This window comes from Duganella paludis (genome assembly GCF_054461335.1).
Map to the genome: position 1 here is coordinate 5,115,460 of NZ_CM136922.1, position 23,907 is coordinate 5,139,366.

Below are 23,907 nucleotides of genomic sequence, written 5' to 3' on the forward strand. Positions count from 1 at the left end.
AACCATGTCCAAGTCGCTGGAGTTCCTGACCGAAGCCTTGCGCCGCTTGCCCGGCGTCGGACCCAAGTCGGCGCAGCGCATGGCGTTCCACCTGCTGCAGCATGACCGCGAAGGCGCGGACATGCTGTCGCGCGCGCTGCACCAGGCGGTCAACGCCGTGCACCACTGCGCGCTGTGCAATACCTTCACCGAAGAAGACGTCTGCGACACCTGCAACGACGAGCAGCGCGACCGCCGCCTGCTGTGCGTGGTCGAGACGCCCGCCGATCAACTGATGATCGAGCAGACCCTGACCTACAAGGGCCTGTACTTCGTGCTGATGGGCCGCCTGTCGCCGCTGGACGGCATCGGCCCGAAAGACATTCACCTCGAAAAACTGGTGGCGCGCGCCACCGACGGCCTGGTCACCGAAGTGGTGCTGGCCACCAATTTCACCAATGAAGGCGAAGCCACCGCGCATTACATCAGCGAGATGCTGAAGGCGCGCGGCCTGCGCGTGAGCCGCCTCGCGCGCGGCGTGCCGGTCGGCGGCGAACTGGAATATGTCGACGCCGGCACCATCGCCCGCGCCATGCTGGATCGAAGGGCAACATGACTAAGAATACTTCCGGCCCGCTGGCCGGCATCAAGGTACTGGAACTGGGCACGCTGATCGCGGGCCCTTTTTGTGCGCGCATGCTGGCGGAGTTCGGCGCGGAAGTGATCAAGATCGAGTCGCCCGACGGCGGCGATCCGATCCGCAAATGGCGGGTGCTCAAGGATGGCACCTCGCTGTGGTGGTCGGTGCAGTCGCGCAACAAGAAATCGCTGACCTTGAACATGAAGCACGCGCAAGGCCGCGAGATCGCCCGCAAGCTGGCGCTGGAAGCCGACATCATCATCGAGAACTACCGTCCCGGCGTGCTGGAGAAATGGGAGTTGGGCTATGAGCAGCTGAAGGCGCTGAATCCATCGACCATCATGGTGCGCCTGTCGGGCTTCGGCCAGACCGGGCCGATGAAGGACTTGCCGGGCTTCGGCGCCATCGGCGAATCGATGGGTGGCCTGCGCTATGTATCGGGCCATGCGGACCGTCCGCCGGTGCGCGTGGGCGTATCGATAGGCGATTCGGTGGCGGCCCTGCACGGCGTGATCGGCGCCATGATGGCGCTGCGCCACCGCGACGCGACCGGCGGCAAGCTGAAAGGCGAGGGCCAGATGGTGGACGTGGCCTTGTATGAATCCGTGTTCAACCTGATGGAATCGCTGGTGCCGGAGTTCGACCACGCGGGCGTGGTGCGCGAGCGCACCGGCGGCTCGCTGCCGGGCATCGTGCCGTCGAATACCTACACCACCAAGGATGGCGAGAACATCGTCATCGCCGGCAATGGCGACGCGATCTTCAAGCGCCTGGTGCTGGCCATGGGCCGCATCGACATGGCCGGCAATCCGGAACTGGAGCGCAACGACGGCCGCGTCAAGCACACGCAGATGATCGACGACGCGATCCAGGCCTGGTGCGACACGCAGACCATCGACAGCGCGCTGGAGGTGCTGAAAGCGGCCGACGTCCCGGCCGGCAAGATCTACTCGGTGCGCGACATGATGACCGACCCGCAGTTCCTGGCACGCGACATGTTCGAGCAACACCAGTTCGCCGACGGCACGCCGGTCAAGCTGCCGGCGATCTCGCCCAAGCTCTCCGCCACGCCGGGCCACACCAAGTGGCTGGGTCCAACCCTGGGCCAGCACAACGACGAGGTTCTGCAATCGCTAGGCTACAGCGCCGACGCCATCGCCGCCATGAAACAGGACGGCGTGCTGTAGCGCTAGTCGGCAATGGCGTAAATAGTTTGACCTTGTACGGCTGCCAGTTCTGTCAACCGATACAATTCACGTAGAAACTGTAGTGCTTGTTGAGTGGAGGCAGTGCGCTGCATTGAGAGAATCTCTTTCTGTAGCCCAACTAACTCTATAGGGCTGGTATCAACGTCTTCAAAATAGTCGTGGAACCTAAGAATGCGGTAAAGCTTTAGCTCACGTGCGTTAGCCATCAATTCATCGTGTAGCTCCATCGATAGCGGCACTGTTTGGTTTGGCGTACCGTCTTTGAATAGTATCGCGAAGTCGAGAGGCATGGAGATTCCCCTATCAGCGGCCTGGAAACATGGTGATGAGGTCGCCATTGAGCCGAGTGAAAACGCTCACAATTGAAGTGGGTTTGCCGGTGTTTCGATCTATTCCGACAGCGTAACCTGCATCGAAGATTCTTTGCAGTTTATCCTTGCAGGTGCTGGGCGGGCAACAGGCCGCTTGGTTAATCAAATCCACCAAATTGATCGTACTATAGAATTTACTCTTCGATTTATGGCGTGTAAATTGCGTGCCGGTATGGTGTCGCAAAATATGCTGCCAGCCCCGCCGGGTGATGTTGATCATGTCATGGCGAGCGCGCCTTGGTTGCTCAGCATGCGGTAGATGGTGTCTGGCGGGGAGGGGTGGCCGAGGTAGTAGCCTTGAACCATGTCGCAGCCGTATTGTTCCAGCAGCACCAGCTGGGCGTCGGTTTCCACGCCTTCGGCCACCACGGCCATCTTCAGGCCGTGCGCCATGGCGATGATGGCGCGGGTGATGGCGGCGTTTTCGGAGTCGAGCGGCAGGCCGCTGATGAAGCTTTTGTCGATCTTCAGCGCGCGCACGTCGAAGCGCTTGAGGTAGTTCATCGACGAGTAGCCGGTGCCGAAGTCGTCGATCGACAAATATACGCCGATGCCGCGCAGCTGCTCCAGCGTGACCATGGTGGCGCGCGCGTCGTCCATCAGCGTGCCTTCGGTCAGCTCCAGCTCCAGCAGCTCGGCCGGCAGGCCGGTGTCGTGCAGCGCCGACAGCACGATCTGGGTCAGGTTCTCGTCCTTGAATTGCTTGGCCGAGAGATTTACCGCCACCCGCACCGGCGGCTTGCCTTCCAGCTGCCAGGTGGTGGCCTGCTGGCACGCCGTGCGCAGCACCCATTCGCCGATCGGCACGATCAGGCCGGTCTCCTCGGCCAGCGGGATGAACTCGGTCGGCGAGATCACGCCACGCTCGGGATGGCGCCAGCGCACCAGCGCTTCAAAACCCGTAATGCGTGAGCTGCGCACGTCGATCTGCGGCTGGTACAGCAAATACAGCTCGTCGTTCTGCAAGGCCTTGCGCAGGCCCACCTCCAGCTTGACGTGGCTCATGATCTGCATGGTCAGCGAAGAGCTGTACAGCTTGGCGTTGTTCTTGCCGCAGTTCTTGGCGTGGTACATGGCGGTGTCGGCGTATTTCAGCAGCGAGTTGCAGTCCTCGCCGTCCTCCGGATACAGCGAGATGCCGATGCTGGCCGTGACGAAGATTTCGTTCGCGTCCAGCAGGAAGGGCCGGCGCATGGCTTCCTTCACACGGTGCGCCACGTTGAGTGCGTTTTCCACGCGCTCCAGGTCGGGAATCAGGATGGTGAATTCATCGCCGCCCAGCCGCGCCAGGTTGGTGGCCGCTTCGGTGCGCGAAACCAGGTCGCCTGGCCGCGTGGTTTCGCGCAGGCGCTCGGAGACGGCTTTCAGCAGATGGTCGCCGACGTCGTGGCCCAGCGTGTCGTTGATGCGCTTGAAGGCATCCAGGTCCATGAACAGCACCGCGAATTTCTTGTTCGCCTTGCGCGAGCGCACCAGCTCGGCCTCCAGCGTTTCCAGGAAGGCCTGGCGGTTGGGGATGCCGGTCAGCGAGTCGCAATAGGCCAGGCGGCGGATTTGCTCCTCGCTGCGTTTGCGCTCGCTGATGTCGCGCACCAGGCCCAGCACCTCGTCGGGCCCGGTGGCCACCAGCCGCGCTTCGAAATGCCGTACCGGCAGCAGCGCCGTATGCTCGCCCTGGCGCACGCGCGGCGCCGGGCCGGGCAGTGGCAGTTCGTAGTCGAGCGAGCGGATGTGCTGGGTGTCGAGCACGCTGTGCACCTGTTCCATCATGTGGCCGGCGATGTCCGGCGGCAGCACTTGGCTCAGGTGCCGGCCCACGCACAGTTCGCTGGAGAACACGCTGCTGGCTTCGTGACCCTGTTCGTAGTCGAGGTAGTAGCCGTCCTTGTTCATGCGGAAGAAGGTGTCCGGAATCGCCGCCAGCACCGCGCGGTGCTGGGCGTCGGCGATGCGCAGGCGGCTGATGGCGTCGCTGGCGCGCAGCACGTACAGCACGCGGTGGCCGAGGATGGGCCAGTTGATCGGCTTGGAGACAAAATCGGTGGCGCCGGCCTCGTAGGCGCGGGTGACCGATTCCAGCTCGTCGCCGCCGGTGACCATGATGATGGGCACGGCGACCTGCGCTTCCAGTGCGCGGATCGCGCGACAGACGCTGAAGCCGTCCATGCCGGGCATGTCGACGTCCAGCAGCACCAGGTCCGGCGTCACGCTCTGGAAGCAGGCCAGGGCCTTGAGGCCGTCCTCGGCTTCGATGGCGTCCAGGCCGACCTGCGCCAGCATCTCCAGCATCAGCAGGCGCATGGTGGGATCGTCGTCTGCGACCAGGACCAGGCCGCGCTTGGGGGAGGTTGTCATGATCAGGTTTCCTTTTCCAGGAGTGCTCCCAACGCCTGCCGCGCGGCCTGGAAATATCGTTCCATGTCAGCCAGCAAAGCTGCGGCGCCGGCGGTGGTGTCATTGCGTCCTAATTGTTCAAGTTCCTTGCTGCGTTGGGACAGCGCGCTGGCGCCGACGTTGGCGCTGCTCGATTTGAGGCTGTGGGCGGCCTTGCGCAGCTGCTCGGCATCGTCGATGGCGATGGCCTGGCGGATGATGTTCAGGTGGGCCGGCGTGTCGCGCAGGAAGGCTTGCAGCACGCGCTCCAGCAGCGCGTCGCCGTTGTTCGGGCTGAGCGCGCGGATGTTGTCCAGCGCCTGGCGGTTGATGCCGTCGTCATCGGGCTGCGCGGCCTCGGCCGGCGGCGCCGCCACGCGCGGCAGGTTGATCCAGCGCGACAGGGTCTGGCCCAGCGCCTGCTGGGTGAAGGGCTTGCTCAGGTAGTCGTCCATGCCGGCCGCCAGGCACGATTCGCGGTCGCCCTGCAGCGCGTTGGCGGTGATGGCGATGATGGGCATGCTGCGCGCGCGGCCGCGTTGTTGCTCGTGGCGGCGGATTTCGGTGGTGGCGGCAAAGCCATCCATCACCGGCATCTGGCAATCCATCAGGATCAGGTCGAAGTCGTCGGCCATGACCGAGTGCAGGGCTTCCTCGCCGTTGCAGGCGCGGCTGACGTCCAGGCCCAGGCCTTCGAGCATGGCGCTGGCGACCTCGACGTTGACCGGATTGTCTTCCGCCAGCAGCACCTTGCGGCGCTTGCGGGGACGGGCTTCCGTGACCGGGCCGCTGCTGAGTGTGGTGACCGGCGGCGCTGCCGGCGCCACTGCGGATACAACGGCCGTGCGCGCATCGCGGCCGCGCATCGGCGCGACGATGGCGTCGTACAGGTCGCAGTCGCGCGGCGGCTTGATGAGCTGGAACGCCACGCCGGCCGCGCGCTGTTGCACGCGGTCGGCGGCGTTGCGCGCGGTGCTGAGCAGCAGCAGGCGGGTGGACGGCCGTTCGCTGCGGATCGCGGCGGCCAGCGACAGGCCGCTGGTGCGGGGCAGTTCCATGTCGAGCAGGACCACGTCGTAGGCGTGGCCGTGGGCCGCCGCCTGCTGTAGCGCAGGCAGGGCGTCGTTGGCGGTGGCGTGGACGCAGACAATGCGCCAGGCCGCCAGTTGCCGCTCCAGTGTGGCGCGGCTGGCGGGATTTTCATCGACAATCAAAGCGTGGATTCCCTGCGTTGCGGTGGATGGATCGTCGCTGTCAACGCGACGCTTATCGAAATTTACGGCAAACCAAAACACCGAACCTTGAGTTAGCGCATGATCGACGCCGATAACGCCTCCCATCAGCTCGACCAGTTGCTTTGAAATCGCCAGTCCCAGGCCGGTGCCGCCGTGCTTGCGGGTGGTGGAGCCGTCCGCCTGTGAGAAGGAATCGAAGATGCGCGCGCGCGACTCGGACGAGACGCCGATGCCGGTGTCGTGCACCTCGAAGCGCAGCTGCACTGATTGACCATCCTCTTTTGCCACCACCACCCTGACCATGATGCGGCCGGCGTCGGTGAACTTGATGGCGTTGCCGAGCAGGTTGAACAGCACCTGTCGCAGCCGGTTCGGATCGCCACAGATGTTGAGCGGGATGTTGTGGGCGATGTCGAGCTCCAGCTGCAGCCCCCTGGCTTGCGCCTGTGGCGAAAACACGTTGTCGATGTCGTCGAGCAGGTCGTGGAAGCTGAAGTGGATGTACTCCACCGTCAACTTGCCGGCCTCGATCTTGGAGAAATCCAGGATGTCGTTGATGATCACCAGCAGGTGCTCGCCGGAGCGCTTGACCATGCTGGTGTAGTGGCGCTGCTGTTCGCTCAGGCGTGTGGCTAGCAATAGTTCCGTCATGCCGAGCACGCCGTTCATGGGCGTGCGGATTTCGTGGCTCATGGTGGCGAGGAAGGCGCTTTTCGCCTGGCTGGCGGCCTCGGCGGCGTTCTTGGCCTTCTCCAACTGCTCGGTGCGCACGCTGACCTGGCGTTCGAGCTGGTCGCGGTACTGGGCCAGTGCGGCGTCGCGTCCTTCGACCTGCGCCAGCATGTCGTTGAAGCTGTCGATCAGTGCGCCCAGTTCGTCGCTGCGCTGGTGGACGATGTGCTGCGTGGCCTGGCCACGGCTGACCTGCTGCGCCGCCGCGATCAGCTTGCCCACCGGCTCGGCGATGCTGCCCTTGAAGCGCGCTGCCGTCAGCAGCGCCATCATGAACGACAGCGCGGCGGCCACCATGGCGGCGCTCAGGTTCTTCAGGATGTCGAGCCACATGCGGGTTTGCGACAGCTCCACCATCACCGCGCCGGCGGTGGTGTCGCCATGGCGCAGCACGCGGTAGACGCGCATGGCCGGCGCCCATGGCTTGCCGCTGTGCTCGGTGCGGACATCGGCGTCGTCGGCGGTGGCGATGGCGGCCGGCGGCGTCAGCGCATCCGGCCCGGCCTGTTCCGGCGGCAGGCCCGGCGCCAGGTAACGCGCCAGCAGCGTGCCATCGCTGTCGTACAGGGCAGCCTGCAGGATGTCCTGCTCGACCGCCAGCGTGGCCAGCATCTGGGCAGCCTGCTTGCGGTCGGCGTAGAGCAGGGCGGTGCGGCTGTTGTTGCCGATCACGCCCGCCAGGGAGGACAGCTGCTGGCGCGCATCATCGTTGTGACTGAGCACCGAGGTGGTAGCAAACGTTGCGAACACCAGCAGCAAGGCGCCGCCGGTCGACAACACGGACATCATCGTCAGTTTCTGACTCAGACCTGAGCGTTCAAAGTTGAACATTGCGAGGGCCCATTTATAAATGCTATTAGGCAAAGTATCTTTATCCGGCGAGCTGGGCTTTGATCTGCATCTAATGCAGGCACGTTTGCGCTGCCTCAAACAACGACATATCGACTGTCGCAAGCTAGGAGGATGAAACGCAAAAAAATCCTGTTCGTTGCCGAGGCTGTGACGCTGGCGCATGTGGGCCGGCCGCTGGCGCTGTCGCAAACGCTGGACCGCCACCGCTACGACGTGCACCTGGCGTGCGCGCCCGGTTACGACATGTTTTTCAAGGGCAGCGATATCACGCTGTGGAGTCTGCACAGCATCTCCAGCGCGCGGTTTCTGGCTGCGCTGGCGGCGGGCAAGCCGGTGTACGACACGCGCACGCTGGAACAATATGTGCTGGATGACATGCGCCTGTTGCAGGCGGTGCGGCCGGATGTGGTGGTGGGGGATTTCCGCCTCTCGCTGTCGGTCAGCGCGCGGCTGGCCGAGGTGCCGTATGTGAGTTTGATCAACGCCTACTGGAGTCCCTACGTCCAGCAGCACTACCGCGTGCCGGCCATCCCGCTGGCGAAGGTGTTGCCGCTGCCGCTGGCCGACCGGCTGTTCAACCTGGTGCGGCCGCTGGCGTTCGCGCTGCACAGCCGTCCGCTCAACCGCGTGCGGCGCGCTTACCACATGCCGTCGCTGGGGCGCGACCTGCGGCGCATTTACACCGACGCCGACCGCGTGCTGTATGCGGACATCCCCGAGATGTTCCCCGCGTTCGATTTGCCGCTGACGCATTCCTACCTGGGGCCGGTAACCTGGTCGCCGCCGACCGAACTGCCGCGGTGGTGGGAGAACTTGCCTGGCGGGCGCGACATCGTCTATGTCACCCTGGGCAGTTCGGGGCAGGGCGCCTTGCTGCCTGCGGTGCTGCAGGCGCTGGCGCCGTTGCCGGTGACGGTGCTGGCCGCCACCGCCGGCAAAGTCGATCCGGGCCGCGTGCCGGACAACGCACGCGTGGCCGACTACCTGCCCGGCGAGCAGGCGGCGCTGCGCTCGCGGCTGGTGATCTGCAATGGCGGCAGTCCGACCAGCCATCAGGCGTTGGCGGCCGGCGTGCCGGTGCTGGGCATCGCCGGCAATCTCGACCAATACCTGAACATGGATGGCGTGCTGCGCGCCGGCGCCGGCGCTCTGCTGCGCTCGGACCGGCTGGTCGAGAAGCAGCTGCGCGCGACGGCCTTGCGCCTGCTGGAGCAGCCCGAGCCGCGCGCGGCGGCCGCGCTGGTGGCCCAGCAACTGCGGCGCTACGACGCCGGCGCCCGGCTGGCCGGCCTGCTGGCGCAGTTCCAGTCATAAAAAAAACGGACCGGCAAGCTTGCCGATCCGTTGCGAAAGGACCGCTGCTGCGGTCAGGACTGAACTTTGCGGCGCGTGCCCAGCGCGAGTCCCGCAAAGCCCAGACCGATCAGTGCCAGGGTGGCAGGCTCCGGAATGGTGGCGAAACTCTGCGACGAGTCCACCTTCAGGAATGGCACCGTGGTGGGCGTGGAACCGTCCCACATCATGGTTGGCGTGAAGAACGATGGCACGTTGGTGGTGCCGGTGAATTTGTCGACGAAGATCGAGCCGCTGACCGCATCGAGGTACAGCGGATCGACGTAGTCGATCATGAAGCGCGAATCGAAGGAGCCGGTGCCGACCAGGCCGGAGGCGCTGAAGCTCGCTTCGTTGAACACCAGGTGCCCGGACAGGATCATGATGCCATCGCCATCGCCACCGGCGCCGCCGCAACCGGCGGAGGTCACGCCCTCGCCGTAGCAGCGCACGGTGTTGGCGCCGTTGCCGGGTACGGCTTTGCTGCCGTCGCCGATGTTGTCCAGGAAGATGGCCAGGTTTTGCACGCCGGCACGCAGCGGGTCAACGTCCATGGCCAGCGATTGCGCGGCTGGCATGCCGAAGTTGACGGTGGTGGCGGTTTGCGCGGTCACCAGCTCCTGGAAGCGCACCACTTTGCTGATTTCGAAAGTAGTGTTCAGGCCAGCTGGCGTGACGATGGCTGGGATATTGCTGTTAGACATGGTGCCAACCACCATTTGCGAACGCAGCTCGGTCAGGTAGGGCGCGGCGCCACCAGGGCCGACAATCCGACCGGGAACGAAGCCGGTGGCGAGGCCGGTATCGGTTACGTTGGTCCACAGGTCGGCGTAGGTGGTGTAGGTGCCGGTGCCGGTGGGATCCAGGCCCAAGGCGGGCGCGGCGCTTGCGCTCAGTGGCGCTGCCAGCACAGCTGCCAGCATGACGCCGGCCAGCGCGGGTTGATAGGTTTTCATGTGTACTCCTCGAGAAGGGCCACGGGAATCGAGGCCGTGACCATCAAAGAGCAAAAGCCTTGCCAGTACCTGCACTTCTTTTGAAATCAATAGCTTGCGTGCGGATTGACGAATTTTTCGGGCGCCGGTGTAAAGAAATCCGTCACTGCGCGGCCTTGATGCGGCGTGCTGGTATGCCGCCCCACACTTCGCCGGCGGCGATCTGGGTATCCTTGGTGACCACCGCGCCGGTGGAGACGATGGCGTTGTCGCCGATGCGCACGCCCGCCATCACCACCGCGTGGGCGCCGATGGTGACGGTGTTGCCGATGACCACGGACTTCAGTTCCAGGCGCGAACCTTCGATCACGTGGGCGAAGATGACGGCGTCGTGGCCGATGATGGTGTTGCTGCCGATGCGCGTGAGCGGCGGGTCGAGCAGGGCGCCGGCGCTGTAGGTGTTGGCGCCCAATTCGGCCCCCAGCGCCAGGTAAATCAGGCGCTGGATCGGCACCGGAATGAAGTGGGTGCGGATCAGCGAATTGAACAGCAACAGGTAGAACAGGATGTTGACGTTGGCGGCCAGCTCATGGCGCGAGTGTTCCGCCACCTCGCCTTCGTGCAGCGGCAGCGCCAGCAGGAAGCAGCGGTACACCAGGAAGGCGTACAGGTAGATCAGCAGCACCGCCAGCGCGCACAGCGCCACGCCGCGAAAATCGCCCAGTGGCAGGCTGCCGAACAGCAGCGCGGTGGTGGCGATGGCCAGCGCCAGGATCAGCGCCAGCAAGCCGAGGAACAGCGCGACCTGGCCGGGCTTGATGGCGCGCATCAGCTGCTCCCGCCGGGCACCAGCAATTCACGCAGCGGCCGCCGCAGCGAGCGCGACTGTGCCGCCGCGCCGGCGCCGATGCGGCCCATGAAGACGGCGGCGTCCCAGTCCTGGTCGCCGACCAGCGCCGCGCCCTGGCGCGACAGCGCCGCCGCCCGCTCCCGCATGCCGGGCGTGCCGGAGAAGGTGCGGCCTTCGCGCACGTAGCGCGCGAAGATCAGCGGCGTCAGCTCCGGCTGCAGCTGCAGGCCTTGCGCGGTGGCGGTCAGCCAGAAGCGCTGCATGGCGCGGCCGGCGGCGATGTAGTCGTCGATGCGCTGCGGCCGGCGCTCGGCCACCAGCACGAAGTGCGCGGCGCACGCCAGGCCGGGTATCAGGTCCATCTGCAGGCGCGGCGCCAGCGTGCCGGCCAGCCAGGTGTTGAAGAAGTGCACGCGCTTCCAGTCGTGCATGACCCAGCGCATCAGCTTGGTGGTCATGGCGTCGGCGCCCAGCGCCTGGTCGGGGATGCGGTCTTCGCTGTAGCGGGCGTCCCATTCGATGATGGCCTTGTGCACGCGGTGCGCTTCCGGCATGGTCAGGCGCAGCTTGGCGTTGCGGAACATCAGGCGGGCGGCGGCCAGGCGCTGGCTGCCTTCCAGCCAGTGCACGCGGTAGCCGGGCGGCAGCGTCAGGTTCAGCGCGGATTTTTCGGCGCCGGTCAGCGGCCGCCGGCTCAGCGCGCGGCGCTGCACGCTGCGCGGCAGGATGGCGTCGGCCAGCGGATCGGGTTCCATGCCGGGCGCGGGAACGAACTCGACGCTGAGCGTGGGGCGCGCATCGGGCGTGTCGGCGTGGCGCGAGCTGCGCAGCTCCAGCCCGAAGGTGCTGGCGGCGATGGCCATGGTTTCGAGCAGCGCGCCGATGGAGATCTGGCTCGGATGGCCGTCGAGGTCGTAGACGCAATGGTCGCGCGTGTCGTGGCCGTGCACCACCAGCCGGCGCGCGTCGAGGATTTCGAAACGCCAGGGCTGCGTGTTGTCGCCGCTGGGCGCCCAGCGCGCCAGTTCGAGGATTTGTTCCAGCGTCGGATCGAGTTGCCGCACCGGCTGCTGTTCCATCTTGTTCATGTCTTGTCTCCGGGACGTCGTCGCCGCGCCAGCATCATGGCCAGGCGCTGCAGGGGATTGCGGTTGCCGCCGGGACGCCATGTGCGCACCAGCTTGTTACGGAAGGCGTCGAACTGGTAGCCCCATGGAGCCCCCCGCACATCGCCGCGCTTGAGCAGTATCTTCAGCGCCTCGGTGGCCGCCGCACCCGCGCACAGTTCGCAGCCCATGATGGTGGACGGGCCGCGCTGCTCCTGCAGGTTGATGGCCGACGGGTCGACCAGGTAGCCGCCGTGCAGCACGGCCGGGGCCAGCCCGACCAGGAAGCGCAGCGCCTTTTCCATGTCCGGCCGGTCGCCCCAGCCGAAGTATTCCTCGAACGTCATCTGCCCCGGCAGGAAGCTGAGCACGGCCGTGCCCATGCCGAGCGGGGCCGCCGTCACGGCCGGAATGCCGAGCCGGGCGCAGGCGGCGAAAGCCATCTGGCGCGCCTCGAAGGCGAAGAAGTCGAGGCCGTCGACATATAAGTCTACACCCTCGAAGAAGCTGTGCACGGTGTCCTGGGTGAGGCCGGCGGGAAAGCGTACCAGCTTGAGCTCGGGATTGATGTCGTGCGCCATGGCGGCCAGCACCTCGACCTTGGGCTGGCCCAGGGTGGACATGGTGGCGCCGACCTGGCGGTTGAAGTTGGCGATGTCGAAGGTGTCGAAGTCGGCGATATGGAAGGCGCCGATGCCGAGCCGCGCCAGCGTCAGCAAATGCACGCCGCCGACGCCGCCCATGCCGGCGATGGCCACGCGCTTGTTGCGCAGCGTGGCCTGCTCGGCTGCCGTCACCCAGCCGATATTGCGTGCGTATGCCTGTTGGTAAATGTAAGCCATCCAGGTTTGACGCCATGGCGGGCTGAGAAGTTCCGTGCGCGGGAGAAAAAAACCGAAAAAAAACCGGCTCGCGGGGAGCCGGTTTTCATCGTCAGCAGCAACCGCCGCGCTTGCCTGCGCCGCCGTAGCGGGCCTCCTGGCGTTCGCGGAAGAATTCCTCGTACGTCATGTAGGGCTCGCCCGGATGCGTGGTCTCGCGATGGCTGACGTAGACATCGTAATCGGGCAGGCCCATCATCAGCCGCACGCTCTGGCCGAGGTAGCGGCCGGCCTTGGCGATGTCGCCGAGCATCATTGCACCTTGGCGGTGGACAGGACCATCGGGCTTTCGTTGGCGCTCGGGCGGCTGTTGGCGCGCGCCGCCTGCACGGTGCGGGCGCCGAAGATCAGCACGCTCAGCACCACGATCACGAAGAAGCCGGCCAGCGACGCATCGAGATAGTCGTTGAAGATCACCTGCTGCATCTGCGCCACCGACTTGGCCGGCGCCAGGATCTTGCCTTCGGCCAGCGCGGCCTGGTACTTGGCGGCGTGGGCCAAGAAGCCGATCTTCGGATTGGCGTCGAAAATCTTCTGCCAGCCGGCCGTCAGCGTGCACAGCAGCAGCCAGATGGTCGGCACGATGGTGACCCAGGCGTACTGGCCGCGCTTCATCTTGAACAGCACGCAGGTGCCGAGGATCAGCGCGATGGCCGCCAGCATCTGGTTGGCGATGCCGAACAGCGGCCACAAGGTGTTGATGCCGCCCAGCGGATCGACCACGCCCTGGTACAGGAAGTAGCCCCAGGCCGCCACGCACAGGCCGGTGGCGGTGAGGTTGGCGAAGGTGTTGTCGGTCTGCTTCATCGACGGTGCAAACGAGCCCAGCAGGTCTTGCAGCATGAAGCGGCCGGCGCGGGTGCCGGCGTCGACGGCGGTCAGGATGAACAGCGCCTCGAACAGGATGGCGAAGTGGTACCAGAAAGCCATCATCTCGCGGCCGCCCAGCACGTTCGACAGGATGTGGGCCATGCCCACGGCCAGGGTCGGGGCGCCGCCGGCGCGCGAAATGATGCTGTGTTCGCCGACGTCCTTGGCGGTCTGGATCAGCATTTCAGGCGTGATGTAGAAGCCCATCTGGGTCACCGCCTGCGCTGCGGACTCGGCCGTGGTGCCGAGCAGCGCGGCCGGCGAGTTCATGGCGAAGTACACGCCCGGATCGATGGTCGAGGCGGCGACGAGCGCCATGATGGCGACGAACGATTCCATCAGCATGGCGCCGTAACCGATGAAGCGGGCGTGGGTTTCGTTTTCGATCATCTTCGGCGTGGTGCCCGACGCGATCAGCGCGTGGAAGCCGGACACGGCGCCGCAGGCGATGGTGATGAACAGGAAGGGGAACATCGAGCCCGACCATACCGGGCCGGTGCCGTCGATGAACTTGGTGAAGGCCGGCATTTGCAGATGCGGCGCCACGAAGATGATGCCCAGCGCCAGGCCGACGATGGTGCCGATTTTCAGGAAGGTCGACAGGTAGTCGCGCGGCGCCAGCAGCAGCCACACCGGCAGCACGGAAGCGATGAAGCCGTAGCCGATCAGCATCCAGGTCAGCTCGGTGCCGGTGAAGGTGAACATCGGCGCCAGGGCCGGATTTTCCTGCACCCACTGGCCGCCGAAGATGGCCGCCATCAGCAGCACGAAGCCGATGATGGACACCTCGCCGATGCGGCCGACGCGGATGAAGCGCGAATACACGCCCATGAACAGCGCGATCGGGATGGTGGCCATCACGGTGAAGCTGCCCCACGGCGAGCCGGTCAGGGCCTTGACCACGATCAGCGCCAGCACCGCCAGGATGATGACCATGATCATGAAGGTGCCGAGCAAGGCGATGTTGCCCGGAATCGGGCCAAGTTCGGACTTGATCAGGTCGCCCAGCGAGCGGCCGTCGCGGCGCATGGAAATGAACAGCACGATGAAGTCCTGCACCGCGCCGGCGAACACCACGCCGGCCAGGATCCACAGCATGCCGGGCAGGTAGCCCATCTGCGCGGCCAGCACCGGGCCGACCAGCGGACCGGCGCCGGCGATGGCGGCGAAGTGGTGGCCGAACAGCACGTTCTTATTGGTCGGCACGTAGTCGAGACCGTCGTTCAGCTTGGCGGCCGGCGTCATGCGGCGGCCGTCCAGGCCCAGCACCTTGTCGGAGATGTACAGGCTGTAGAAACGGTAGGCGATCAGGTAGACGCAGACCGCCGCGATGACGATCCAGATGGCGCTGATCGATTCGCCGCGGTGCAGGGCCACCACCCCCAGCGCCGAGGCGCCGCACAGGGCCAGCGCGGCCCAGCCCAGCTTGCTGGCCAGGGTATTCGGTAGAGCGTTCATGCTTCCTCCAAGAGTTGGTCGGTATTGTGTTTAGCTTATGGGCAGTATTCATGATTGTGATATCACCCGCAAGCGCAGCACTACTGATGCCCGCTGCGTATAACTACGTAGGGGCGGCGGCGTGCGGGAGCGTAGAATCGCGGGATGAAATTTGAGGGAGCAGCCGGATGAAATTACGGCAAAAGGTGATTTTCCTGGCCATCACGCCGCTGATACTGGCGCTGTGCGCGATCGCGCTGGCGGTGCGCCACCAATCGGTGCTGCTGGCGCAGCAGCAGCGCGCCACCATCCAGCAGGCTTACCTGAGCAGCAAGGAGGCCGAGCTCAAGCATTACGTGACCTTGGCCACGCATTCGATTTCGCATCTCTACGATTCCGGCCGCGACGACCAGGCCACGCGCGACGAGGCGATGCGCATCCTGTCCTCGCTCAGCTACGGCGACGACGGCTACTTCTTCCTGTACGACATGGGCGGCAACACCCTGATGCATCCGCGCCAGCCCGAGCTGGTCGGCCGCAACCTGATCGGCCTGCGCGACGAGCATGGCCAGCCCACCATCCAGAACCTGCTGCAGCGCGCCCGCAACGGCGGCGGGCTGGAGCGCTACATGTGGGTCAAGCCGTCCACCCACAAGCCGGTGGCCAAGCTCGGCTACGTGATCGCCATGCCGAAGTGGGGCTGGATGATGGGCACCGGCATTTACCTGGACGACGTCGAGCAGGCGCTGGCCAAGGTCGACGTCCAGCAATCGGGCAACATCCACAACACCATGCTGTGGATTACCGGCATCGCGATTGCCGCCGCCGTGGCCGTGGCCAGCTCCGGCCTGGCGCTGAACATCAGCGAGCTGCGCGTGGCCGACGCCAAGCTCAAGGTGCTGGCCCAGCGCGTGGTCGAGTCGCAGGAGGAGGAGCGGGCTCGGCTGTCGCGCGACCTGCACGACGGCATCAGCCAGTGGCTGGTGTCGATCAAATTGCAGATCGAGGCCGGCATCATCCGCCTGTCGTCGGCCAAGCCCGAGCAGAAGGAGGCCGCGCAGGCCGTGTTCGAGCACGCCGCCGACCAGCTCAGCAACGTCATGGCCGAGGTGCGGCGCATCTCGCACAACCTGCGCCCGGCCATCCTGGACGACCTCGGCCTGGCGGCCGCGCTCCAGCATCTGGCCAAGGAGTACACCCTCAGCAGCGGAACCCCGGTACACTTCGAGGCGTCGGGCTGTACCGACGGCTTGTCCGACGTCGCCAACACCGTGCTGTTCCGGCTGGCGCAGGAAGCGCTGACCAATATCGAACGCCACGCCGGCGCCACCGGCATCGACATCACGCTGGACGGCGCCGAGCCCGGCGTCACGCTGCGCATCCGCGACGACGGCCACGGTTTCGACGCCGAAGGCATCGCCCAGCATCCGCAACGCGGCATCGGCCTGCGCAATATGATGGAGCGGATGGACGCCGTCGGCGGCCGTTTCGAGATCGTCTCGTCCACCGACGGCACGCTGGTGACGGCCCATGCCCCTAACAATAGTTGAATCCTTTATGACCGAAACGATCAAAATCCTGCTGGTAGACGACCACCCCCTGGTGCGCGACGGCCTGCGCGCCCGGCTCGAAGCGATGCCGCAATTCGAGGTGGTGGCCGAGGCCGGCGGCGCGGCCGAAGCGCTGGAACAGGCGGCGCGCTGCCGCATCGACCTGGTGCTGATGGATATTAATATGCGCGGCACCAACGGCATCGAGGCCACCGCGCTGTTCAAGCAAGCCTTCCCGCAGATCGCCGTGCTGATCCTGTCGATGCACGACAAGGTGGAATACGTCTCGCAGGCGATCCAGGCCGGCGCGCGCGGCTACGTGCTCAAGGACGCGCCCGGCAAGGACATCGTGGTAGCCATCGAGACCGTCATGTCCGGCGGCATCTATTACAGCGCCGCGCTGGCCCGCCAGCTGGCCCAGCCGCAGAACCAGGACAACCAGCTCACCACCCGCGAGCACGAGGTGCTGCGCCACATCGCCAACGGCGAATCGAACAAGCAGATCGCCCGCGCCCTGGACCTCAGCGTGCGCACGGTGGAAACCCACCGCCTCAACATCAAACGCAAGCTCGGCATCGAAGGGCAGGCCGAACTGATCCGCTTCGCGGTGCAGAATGCAAGATGAGAACGCTACCAAAGCTGGACCTGTCGGAAAATACTGACGCTTGCTACTAATACCATTGAGCAAAATTTAACAGTGCGTGTTTGCAGGGCAATATCTGCTATATTTCTGCTCCGACCGCAGATTATTGCAATTGTGCAAAAGAAGTACGTTTCACGCGCTGTCGATTGGTCCTCTACTGGTATCTTTATGGTAATTGGTTGCCTTAAGTCAAGTGTTGGTCTAAGATGGCGCGCATAACCTCGATGAGATATTGATGTCTGCGCCTGAAATCAGCCCGTTTCCACTGGTGGAATTACAAGCAGTATCCAACGCTCACAACGAGTGGGTGGCACTGACTTTTGAGCTATCGCCCGACAGCGGCGACGCCTTCCAGGCAGCTTTGACGCTCTTGAAAACGCCCGACGTGTTTGCCGCGTTGGCGCCCATGGATTGCATCCTCCCCGTTCCCCAACCGCAGCTGCTGGAGCAATCGCAGCTGGAGTCGCTGCAAGCCAACCGCGTCATCCTGCGCGTGCCGGCCGCCGCCTGCGCCGATGTCGCCGTCCAGAAAAAGCTTTCCGGCTACGCCGACGCCGGCTACCGCATCATGCTCGACGGCGTGGCCGAAGGCTCGGCCGCCACCATGTGCGGCGCCCGTTCGCTGATGGTGGACGCATCGCTCAGCTTGCCGCCGGTGCTGGCGCTGGTGGCCCAGCCGGGGCCGCACCTGGCCACCGGCATGCACAGCGAAGCACGCATCGCCGACTGCGCCAAGGCCGGCTTCAGCTGGTTCGCCGGCGACTTCGCCCTGCATCCCGATCCCGACTGTACGCAAGGCGACGGCACTTCGCGCAAGCGCCTGCTGGCGCTGCTCGGCCTGCTGGCGCGCGACGCCGACTCGCGCGAATTGGAAGTGCTGCTCAAGCAAGATCCGGCGCTGGCCTATCATTTACTGAAACTGGTGAACTCGGCCGCCTTCGCGCTCAGTTCGCCGATCCACAGCTTCGGCCAGGCCATCAACGTGCTGGGCCGCCGCCAGTTGCAGCGTTGGCTGCAACTGCTGTTGTACGCGCGCCAACAGGACGACGGCCTGGCCAATCCGCTGCTGCCGCTGGCGGCCGTGCGCGCCGCGCTGATGGAAGGGCTGGCCAAGGCCCAGGGCTGGGACCGCGATCAGCAGGACATGGCCTTCGTGGCCGGCGTGTTCTCGCTGCTGGACGTGCTGCTGGCCATGCCGATGACCGAAATCGTCGCCGCCCTCAGCCTCGACCTGGACGTGGTGATGGCGCTGCTGGACCGCGCCGGCCCGCTGGGCGACCTGCTCAAGCTGGTGGAGCAGCACGACAGCGCCGCCCTGGAGCAGGCCGGCATTTCCCACGAAGTCTACTGGGAGGCGCAGCTGCAGGCCTACCACTGGGCGATCCAGGTGAGCAGGAATATCTAACCGATGCTCGCGCAACCCGTCTCCGATTTCCTGACCAACAGCGCGGCCTTATGCGACGCGGTGCTGCGCCTGCGCGGCGCCGCCCTGGCCGAGGAACTCGGACGCATCGTGCGCGCCGTGCTCAACAGTCCGCTGGGCGAATACATCCCGGCCGACTCGTTCTCGATGCTGCTGCACCCGCCGGTGGAACCGGTGCTGGCGGCCAACGACGACGCCGTGCCGAGCCTGAGCCAGGACATCAGTTTCGACGGCAACCTGTTCGGCCGCTTCGTGGTGTCCGGCCGCGCCCACTACAGCGATCTGGACCGCCAGCACCTGGCCAGCCTGGCCAGCCTCGCGGCCAGCGTGCTGCAGGTGCACTCGGTGGCACAGCGCACCACCCACGCCTACGTGCAGGTGGAGGCCAAGCTGCAGCACCAGGCGCAGATCCTCGACCAGATCCACGAGTCCGTGCTGACCATGGACATGAACGGCTTCATCATCAGCTGGAACAAGGGCGCGGAGCGCCTGTTCGGCTACACCGCCGTGGAAGCGGTCGGCCGCAACATCCTGTTCCTCTACGATGACGAAGACATCGGTTTCCACGACGCCTTCCTGGAGCAGGGCGGGCGGCTGATGGAAGTGCGGCGCAAAAAGAAAAGCGGCGAAGTGTTCTGGGCCAGCCTGTCGTTGTCGGCGCTGTGCGACATCAACAATCGCTCGGTGGGCCTGATCGCCTACCTGACCGACATCACCGAACGCAAGATGGCGGAGGAGCGCATCCACCACCTGGCCTACTACGACGCCCTGACCGGCCTGCCCAACCGCACACTGTTGACCAAGCTGGTCGACCAGGCGTTGATGGTCGCGCAGCGCAACAAGGCGCACGGCTGCGTGCTGTTCATCGACCTCAACCGCTTCAAGCTCATCAACGACACGCTGGGCCGCAAGATCGGCGACGAGTTGCTGGTGGAAGTGGCGCGCCGCTTCCGCACCGTGCTGCGCGACCAGGACCTGGTGGCGCGGCTGGGCGGCGACGAATTCGCGGTCGGCCTGTTCGACATCGGCCAGCACTTCGAAGCCAGCATGGTGGCGCAAAAACTGCTGGCCACCTTGGCCGCGCCGATCCTGATCGACGGCCACGACCTGCGCGTGGGCGGCAGCATCGGCATCAGCGTCTATCCGCAGGACGGCGGCGACGCCGAAACCCTGCTGCGGCTGGCCGACATCGCCATGTACCGCGCCAAGCAGGAAGGCAGCGCGGACGGCGACCACGTGGCGTTCTACAGCCAGGACATGAACCAGGGCATGCAGGAACGCATGCGCATCGAAACCGGCCTGCGCCACGCGCTGGGCAACGGCGAACTGCTGCTGCACTACCAGCCCAAGTACGCCATCGCGGACGGCAAGATCATCGGCGCCGAAGCGCTGGTGCGCTGGCGCCATCCCGAGCGCGGCCTGGTGCCGCCGTCGGAATTCATCCCGCTGGCCGAGGCCACCGGGCTGGTGGTGCAAGTCGGCGAATGGGTGCTGGAAGCGGCTTGCGCGCAGGCGCAAGTGTGGAAGGACGCCGGGCTGCCGCCGATCCGGCTGGCGGTCAACGTCTCCGCGCGCGAATTCACGGCGGCCTTGCCGGGGCGCGTCAGCGACACCTTGCGGCGTTACGGGCTGGAACCATCGTGGCTGGAGCTGGAGATCACCGAAAGCACGCTGATGCACAACATCGACCGCGTGATCGGCATCATGGACCGGATCACGGCCATGGGCGTGACCTTGTCGCTGGACGATTTCGGCACCGGCTACTCGTCGCTGTCGTATCTGAAGCGCTTCCCGATCGACACGCTCAAGATCGACCGCTCGTTCACCATCGGCATTCCGGGCGACACCAACGACTGTGCGATCGCCAATACGATCATCAGCATCGCCCAGCAGTTGAAGCACAAAGTGATCGCCGAGGGCGTGGAAACGGTGGAGCAGTTGGCCTTCCTGAAGAACTCCGGCTGCAACGAAGTGCAAGGCTATCTGTTCTCCAAGCCGCTGGAAGCGGACGCGTTCGAACGCGCCCTGCGCGAGAACTGGGCGCCGGGCAGGGCCAGCCGGGCGGCGTAAAATTCAGATTCAGGCAAACATCGGATGATCATCACGGCGGCGTATGGCGCTCTCGCACTGTTTGGCGCGAAGCAGGTTTATGACGGCTTGGCCGGCGGCGTGGTGGTAGATCCGGTGCCTGGCTCGATTCTCTACAGCCCGATCGTGACCGGCATTGCCGAGCACTCCGGCGTCTACATCGGTGACGGCCGCATCGTCCACTTGAATGGCGATGGCGACATCGAAGCCGTCTCGGCCTGGACTTTCCTGAACCGGCTCGGCGGCCTGTCGACCGGCCTGTCGATCTTCGTATCCTGTGATGAAAACGGGCCGGTGGGCTCGCAGGAGGTGGCCGACCGCGCGGAGTCCATGATCGGCGAGCGCCGCGATTACGGCTTCCTCATGGACAACTGCCATCAGTTTTCCTCCGGCTGTCTGACGGCGGCATTCGACAATCCGCATAATTTCCTGTGGATGCTGAAGGATGAGGCTTCCAGGACTTTGGGCGCGACCAAATGGGCCAGCTGGATCTTCGACCGCAAGCGCGAGGAAAACCGCTTTTCCAGCGCCCCGCATCTTAAAAGCATGATCGCGGCGATGGTGAAGGTCAACGCAAGGCTTGACGAGCTTGCCAGTAGACGGATCGTGTTGGAACAGCAGCTTACACCCGGCGCCACGTCTGCGGCGCTGGAGGAGGTGCTGCAGCATGAGAGCAAGCTGCAAGCCAGGCGCGAGCAATTGCAGGATTACGTGACGCAGATGAAGCAGGGCAAGCTGAGGGTAACGGAATAGATTCGTGCCAGTGAGTGAGTACCGCAGGCGCTCAAGGTGAAGGTATTCGCATGCGCCTTGAGCGGAAAATGGGCGCAGGGCAGGGCGAGCTTATCGGCAAAGGCGACCGAAGGTGGTTTTGGTGTGGGAAATCTGTATAATGCTGCACACTTAGGAAGCGTGGCCGAGTGGTTGAAGGCAGCAGTCTTGAAAACTGCCGACGGTGTGAGCCGTTCGTGAGTTCGAATCTCACCGCTTCCGCCAGGAAACAAATAAGAAACCGCCCATGAGGCGGTTTTTTATTTGTTTCCTGGCGGAAGCGAGCAGGGTGCCTGCGCACCCTGCGTGTGAGATTCGAAGGGCATGGCCCTACCGGGCCATCCCGCTCCGAATCGCCCAACTGCTGGGCGCCAAGCGCCCAGCCCCGCGCGCCGAGGGCGCGCGCTCTGCACCTAATCATCCGTCGGTCGCTTAGATCACGATCTGTCTCTATCACCTTGAGATTTCTCAAGCGATGCCTCTGCATGTCCGAATGACAGAGCAAACCCCGTCGCCGTGCTGGTGGCTACTACAGAGCGAAGCTGTACTGCTGCATCATCGAAACTTGACCGGGTGACTTGTGATGTTTTCTTCAATAGTCACGGCCGCCGAAGCTTCTTTCATAGGTAAGGTAGCATTTTTTGGCTAAAACATTATCAAATAAACCTTAATAAATAAGCAATGTTAGTGAGTGCTAGCGCGGAACTCGGCTTCATGAATGGCGCCCCTTAATGTCAAGAGCAAAAGTGTTTTCGGAGACAAAATTTTCCCCTTGTAAGCAAAATTGCAGGCTACTACAATCAGTCATCAAGTAGGGAGTAGCCACTAGATCTAGTGGGCTTCGGCTTGTAGAGGTGGGGATCTCCGGTGTTCAGACCGAAGACCCCGCAATTTTGAACCCAGCCGCTGGGAGGCGGAAACATAGCCAGCAATGTTGTGCTGGAAAGGCAGGGATCGGATATGGCTTTCACCCATATGATCAGGAGATCGTAGGATGGTTGACCAGTCCTCAGTGTCGTAAACAACGAACTGAGGACTCCATTTTAATACCGTAAAACACGGTGAACAACTTATTTTAGCTAATAAATTATGGAGTCTTTATGACCTCAGGCATCAAACCCGGCCAGAACCCTGGCAACAATGGTGGCATCTACCGTGAGCAAGGTCCACGTGGTGGCCAGACTGACAATTGGGCAACCATTCCCGATAATCGTCGTGCACCACCAACGTCGAAGCCAGGCGCGACCTGGGTGCCAGCAAAGGTGACGCCGAACAGTAAGCGTTAACGGCAGAAGTAACCCGGGAACCAGTTCGGTTCCCGGCCCCGCGAAGCACTTTCTTTGAAACTTTACGGCAGTCAACGGAGTCACCAATGGACCAGGCGTTTTACAACAAGCTGCGCAATGACTTGATAGAGAAGTCCGAGAATGATCAACGCGCACGAGAAGCACTCCGCCAATCGGCGATGCTGTTTCTCGGCGCGCTCAATAAAAAAATCCAGATCGATCCGGCGGCATCGCTGATTACCCCCCAGTTTTGCGATGGAAAATACTTTTTTACCATTGTCGTTCGCTTCACACACGGCGGTGAGGTGTTGGCAAATGCACAAGTTAACTTTAGCGCTGAAATAACTCCAGGCGGCATTTTGTTTATCTGCACGGATTCAGGCGATTGGAAGACGGTTGCTACCGGAGATGTGCTTCAGCCGAACGGTTTCCTGCCGATCACTGAGCTAATTGATCAGCCGCTAGAAGAGTTTGTGAAGGCGCGGGTGGCCTCTCCGATTCGTGCAGACTGACCAGTTGTAATCTCGACGTTGCGGTAGGCATGAATGTAGGTACGTGCTGCATAGCCTCTTTTGTAGGGCGTATGGATGCTAGTGGTGTGCATTACACCGCTTCCGCCAGGACAATAAAAAAGCCGCCGGCACTGAGCGCGATCTTGATCGCGTTCAGGCTGGCGGTTTTTTATTTCCTGGTGGAAGCGAGCAAGGCCCCTGCGGGCCTTGCGTGTGAGATTCGAAGGGCATGGCCCTACCGGGCCATCCCGCCCCGAATCGCCCAACTGTTGGGCGCCAAGCGCCCAGCCTCACGCGCCGAGGGCGCGCGTTCTGCACCTAATCACCCGTCGGTGGCTTAGATCACGATCTGTCTTTATCACCTTGAGATTTCTCAAGCGATGCCTCTGCATGTCCGAATGACAGAGCAGACCCCGTCGCCCTGGACCCCGTCACCCTGAAGCCCGCCGTCATGCCAGCTCGTCGCGCGCATCGACGTAGGCCCAAGCGACCGCGCCGGAAGCCAGGGTGACGCTTTGGCGACGATATGCCGCTACCTCGTAGCGGTCGGCGTGCCGCAGCTCCTCGGTGGATATGGCCAACACTGCGCCGGCGATGGTGTCTGCCGGTGATCCTGTGTGGGAAATGATGGGGTGGTGGGTCTTGCCGCTGGTCTTGACCACATCCGGGTCGTCGATTGCCACTGAGGACAGGCGATATCCGGGCAGGACGTCCTGGCTGGATACAAGCAGCCGGCCGAAGGTGGCCATTTGCACCTCAGGCTGTTGCAGTGTGCCGTATGAAAACAGCCGCTCTGTCGCTTCGTTTGGTGGTGAGGCCATCTACAAATTCCT

The 23,907-nt window shown here is 64.0% G+C and carries 20 protein-coding genes and 1 tRNA gene; 10 read left to right on the forward strand and 11 right to left on the reverse strand.

Annotated elements, in window-relative coordinates:
- Positions 1-4: 4 nt before the first annotated feature.
- Positions 5-595, forward strand: a complete 591-nt coding sequence (gene recR, locus ACXZ1M_RS22585; RefSeq protein ID WP_008446752.1) for a recombination mediator RecR — start codon at positions 5-7, stop codon at positions 593-595.
- Positions 592-1,806 (forward strand): CaiB/BaiF CoA transferase family protein, encoded by a 1,215-nt coding sequence (locus ACXZ1M_RS22590; protein ID WP_459049853.1) that lies wholly within the window; start codon positions 592-594, stop codon positions 1,804-1,806. Before recR ends, ACXZ1M_RS22590 begins: the two co-directional genes overlap by 4 nt.
- 2 nt (positions 1,807-1,808) lie before the next feature.
- On the opposite strand, the gene ACXZ1M_RS22595 is transcribed toward ACXZ1M_RS22590, so the two are convergent.
- From ACXZ1M_RS22595 to ACXZ1M_RS22610, 4 genes are read right to left on the reverse strand one after another with little or no spacing between them, the layout of a single operon-like run.
- The gene (locus ACXZ1M_RS22595; protein WP_459049854.1) at positions 1,809-2,117 is read right to left on the reverse strand and encodes a hypothetical protein; all 309 of its coding nucleotides are present in this window, start codon (positions 2,115-2,117) and stop codon (positions 1,809-1,811) included.
- A 13-nt stretch (positions 2,118-2,130) separates the two neighbouring features.
- A complete protein-coding gene (locus tag ACXZ1M_RS22600; RefSeq protein ID WP_459049855.1) occupies positions 2,131-2,418 on the reverse strand; it encodes a hypothetical protein in 288 nt (95 codons plus the stop codon).
- Positions 2,415-4,553, reverse strand: coding sequence for a putative bifunctional diguanylate cyclase/phosphodiesterase (locus ACXZ1M_RS22605; RefSeq protein WP_459049856.1), 2,139 nt, complete (start codon positions 4,551-4,553; stop codon positions 2,415-2,417). Before ACXZ1M_RS22605 ends, ACXZ1M_RS22600 begins: the two co-directional genes overlap by 4 nt.
- A gap of 2 nt (positions 4,554-4,555) precedes the next feature.
- On the reverse strand, positions 4,556-7,369 hold the full coding sequence (locus ACXZ1M_RS22610) for a response regulator (RefSeq protein WP_459049857.1): 2,814 nt from the start codon (positions 7,367-7,369) through the stop codon (positions 4,556-4,558).
- 132 nt (positions 7,370-7,501) lie between these two features.
- On the opposite strand from ACXZ1M_RS22610, the gene ACXZ1M_RS22615 reads away from it, so the two are divergent.
- Entirely contained in the window at positions 7,502-8,704 is a 1,203-nt protein-coding gene (locus tag ACXZ1M_RS22615; protein WP_459049858.1) for a glycosyltransferase, read from the forward strand.
- Positions 8,705-8,757: 53 nt separating this feature from the next.
- Here the strand turns inward: ACXZ1M_RS22615 and ACXZ1M_RS22620 are convergent, their stop codons facing one another.
- From ACXZ1M_RS22620 to ACXZ1M_RS22645, 6 genes are all read right to left on the reverse strand, one after another.
- Positions 8,758-9,678: a PEP-CTERM sorting domain-containing protein gene (locus tag ACXZ1M_RS22620; protein WP_459049859.1), complete on the reverse strand. Its 921-nt coding sequence runs from the start codon at positions 9,676-9,678 to the stop codon at positions 8,758-8,760.
- A gap of 142 nt (positions 9,679-9,820) precedes the next feature.
- The gene (locus tag ACXZ1M_RS22625; protein ID WP_459049860.1) at positions 9,821-10,486 is read right to left on the reverse strand and encodes an acyltransferase; all 666 of its coding nucleotides are present in this window, start codon (positions 10,484-10,486) and stop codon (positions 9,821-9,823) included.
- On the reverse strand, positions 10,486-11,595 hold the full coding sequence (locus ACXZ1M_RS22630) for a nitroreductase family protein (protein WP_459049861.1): 1,110 nt from the start codon (positions 11,593-11,595) through the stop codon (positions 10,486-10,488). Before ACXZ1M_RS22630 ends, ACXZ1M_RS22625 begins: the two co-directional genes overlap by 1 nt.
- Positions 11,592-12,455, reverse strand: a complete 864-nt coding sequence (locus ACXZ1M_RS22635; RefSeq protein ID WP_459049862.1) for a ThiF family adenylyltransferase — start codon at positions 12,453-12,455, stop codon at positions 11,592-11,594. Before ACXZ1M_RS22635 ends, ACXZ1M_RS22630 begins: the two co-directional genes overlap by 4 nt.
- 91 nt (positions 12,456-12,546) lie before the next feature.
- Positions 12,547-12,747, reverse strand: a complete 201-nt coding sequence (locus ACXZ1M_RS22640) for a YbdD/YjiX family protein (protein WP_459054065.1) — start codon at positions 12,745-12,747, stop codon at positions 12,547-12,549.
- On the reverse strand, positions 12,747-14,822 hold the full coding sequence (locus tag ACXZ1M_RS22645) for a carbon starvation CstA family protein (protein ID WP_459049863.1): 2,076 nt from the start codon (positions 14,820-14,822) through the stop codon (positions 12,747-12,749). Before ACXZ1M_RS22645 ends, ACXZ1M_RS22640 begins: the two co-directional genes overlap by 1 nt.
- 167 nt (positions 14,823-14,989) lie before the next feature.
- Here ACXZ1M_RS22645 and ACXZ1M_RS22650 point away from each other — a divergent pair, with 167 nt between their 5' ends.
- The 7 genes from ACXZ1M_RS22650 to ACXZ1M_RS22680 all read left to right on the forward strand — a co-directional run bounded on the left by ACXZ1M_RS22650 (position 14,990) and on the right by ACXZ1M_RS22680 (position 23,074).
- Positions 14,990-16,351, forward strand: a complete 1,362-nt coding sequence (locus ACXZ1M_RS22650; RefSeq protein ID WP_459049864.1) for a cache domain-containing protein — start codon at positions 14,990-14,992, stop codon at positions 16,349-16,351.
- A gap of 7 nt (positions 16,352-16,358) precedes the next feature.
- Positions 16,359-16,976, forward strand: a complete 618-nt coding sequence (locus ACXZ1M_RS22655; RefSeq protein WP_459049865.1) for a response regulator — start codon at positions 16,359-16,361, stop codon at positions 16,974-16,976.
- 253 nt (positions 16,977-17,229) lie between these two features.
- Positions 17,230-18,399 (forward strand): EAL and HDOD domain-containing protein, encoded by a 1,170-nt coding sequence (locus ACXZ1M_RS22660; RefSeq protein WP_459049866.1) that lies wholly within the window; start codon positions 17,230-17,232, stop codon positions 18,397-18,399.
- A gap of 3 nt (positions 18,400-18,402) precedes the next feature.
- Positions 18,403-20,487, forward strand: a complete 2,085-nt coding sequence (locus ACXZ1M_RS22665) for a putative bifunctional diguanylate cyclase/phosphodiesterase (protein ID WP_459049867.1) — start codon at positions 18,403-18,405, stop codon at positions 20,485-20,487.
- Between the two features lie 24 nt (positions 20,488-20,511).
- The gene (locus tag ACXZ1M_RS22670) at positions 20,512-21,258 is read left to right on the forward strand and encodes a lecithin retinol acyltransferase family protein (protein ID WP_459049868.1); all 747 of its coding nucleotides are present in this window, start codon (positions 20,512-20,514) and stop codon (positions 21,256-21,258) included.
- A 153-nt stretch (positions 21,259-21,411) separates the two neighbouring features.
- Positions 21,412-21,501 (forward strand) — tRNA-Ser (locus tag ACXZ1M_RS22675).
- 1,147 nt (positions 21,502-22,648) lie between these two features.
- Complete coding sequence (locus ACXZ1M_RS22680; RefSeq protein WP_459049869.1) at positions 22,649-23,074, forward strand: hypothetical protein; 426 nt, start codon at positions 22,649-22,651, stop codon at positions 23,072-23,074.
- 449 nt (positions 23,075-23,523) lie between these two features.
- On the opposite strand, the gene ACXZ1M_RS22685 is transcribed toward ACXZ1M_RS22680, so the two are convergent.
- Positions 23,524-23,895 (reverse strand): gamma-glutamylcyclotransferase family protein, encoded by a 372-nt coding sequence (locus ACXZ1M_RS22685; RefSeq protein ID WP_459049870.1) that lies wholly within the window; start codon positions 23,893-23,895, stop codon positions 23,524-23,526.
- Positions 23,896-23,907: the final 12 nt, after the last annotated feature.

Coding starts and splice junctions, on each gene's coding strand:
- ACXZ1M_RS22625 (WP_459049860.1), bottom strand. CDS start 10,486: ATGCGCGCCATCAAGCCCGGCCAGGTCGCGCTGTTCCTCGGCTTGCTG.
- ACXZ1M_RS22655 (WP_459049865.1), top strand. CDS start 16,359: ATGACCGAAACGATCAAAATCCTGCTGGTAGACGACCACCCCCTGGTG.
- ACXZ1M_RS22620 (WP_459049859.1), bottom strand. CDS start 9,678: ATGAAAACCTATCAACCCGCGCTGGCCGGCGTCATGCTGGCAGCTGTG.
- ACXZ1M_RS22610 (WP_459049857.1), bottom strand. CDS start 7,369: ATGTTCAACTTTGAACGCTCAGGTCTGAGTCAGAAACTGACGATGATG.
- ACXZ1M_RS22650 (WP_459049864.1), top strand. CDS start 14,990: ATGAAATTACGGCAAAAGGTGATTTTCCTGGCCATCACGCCGCTGATA.
- ACXZ1M_RS22595 (WP_459049854.1), bottom strand. CDS start 2,117: ATGCCTCTCGACTTCGCGATACTATTCAAAGACGGTACGCCAAACCAA.
- ACXZ1M_RS22670 (WP_459049868.1), top strand. CDS start 20,512: ATGATCATCACGGCGGCGTATGGCGCTCTCGCACTGTTTGGCGCGAAG.
- ACXZ1M_RS22590 (WP_459049853.1), top strand. CDS start 592: ATGACTAAGAATACTTCCGGCCCGCTGGCCGGCATCAAGGTACTGGAA.
- ACXZ1M_RS22600 (WP_459049855.1), bottom strand. CDS start 2,418: ATGATCAACATCACCCGGCGGGGCTGGCAGCATATTTTGCGACACCAT.
- ACXZ1M_RS22635 (WP_459049862.1), bottom strand. CDS start 12,455: ATGGCTTACATTTACCAACAGGCATACGCACGCAATATCGGCTGGGTG.
- ACXZ1M_RS22630 (WP_459049861.1), bottom strand. CDS start 11,595: ATGAACAAGATGGAACAGCAGCCGGTGCGGCAACTCGATCCGACGCTG.
- ACXZ1M_RS22680 (WP_459049869.1), top strand. CDS start 22,649: ATGGACCAGGCGTTTTACAACAAGCTGCGCAATGACTTGATAGAGAAG.
- ACXZ1M_RS22665 (WP_459049867.1), top strand. CDS start 18,403: ATGCTCGCGCAACCCGTCTCCGATTTCCTGACCAACAGCGCGGCCTTA.
- ACXZ1M_RS22640 (WP_459054065.1), bottom strand. CDS start 12,747: ATGCTCGGCGACATCGCCAAGGCCGGCCGCTACCTCGGCCAGAGCGTG.
- ACXZ1M_RS22685 (WP_459049870.1), bottom strand. CDS start 23,895: ATGGCCTCACCACCAAACGAAGCGACAGAGCGGCTGTTTTCATACGGC.
- ACXZ1M_RS22645 (WP_459049863.1), bottom strand. CDS start 14,822: ATGAACGCTCTACCGAATACCCTGGCCAGCAAGCTGGGCTGGGCCGCG.
- ACXZ1M_RS22615 (WP_459049858.1), top strand. CDS start 7,502: ATGAAACGCAAAAAAATCCTGTTCGTTGCCGAGGCTGTGACGCTGGCG.
- recR (WP_008446752.1), top strand. CDS start 5: ATGTCCAAGTCGCTGGAGTTCCTGACCGAAGCCTTGCGCCGCTTGCCC.
- ACXZ1M_RS22605 (WP_459049856.1), bottom strand. CDS start 4,553: ATGACAACCTCCCCCAAGCGCGGCCTGGTCCTGGTCGCAGACGACGAT.
- ACXZ1M_RS22660 (WP_459049866.1), top strand. CDS start 17,230: ATGTCTGCGCCTGAAATCAGCCCGTTTCCACTGGTGGAATTACAAGCA.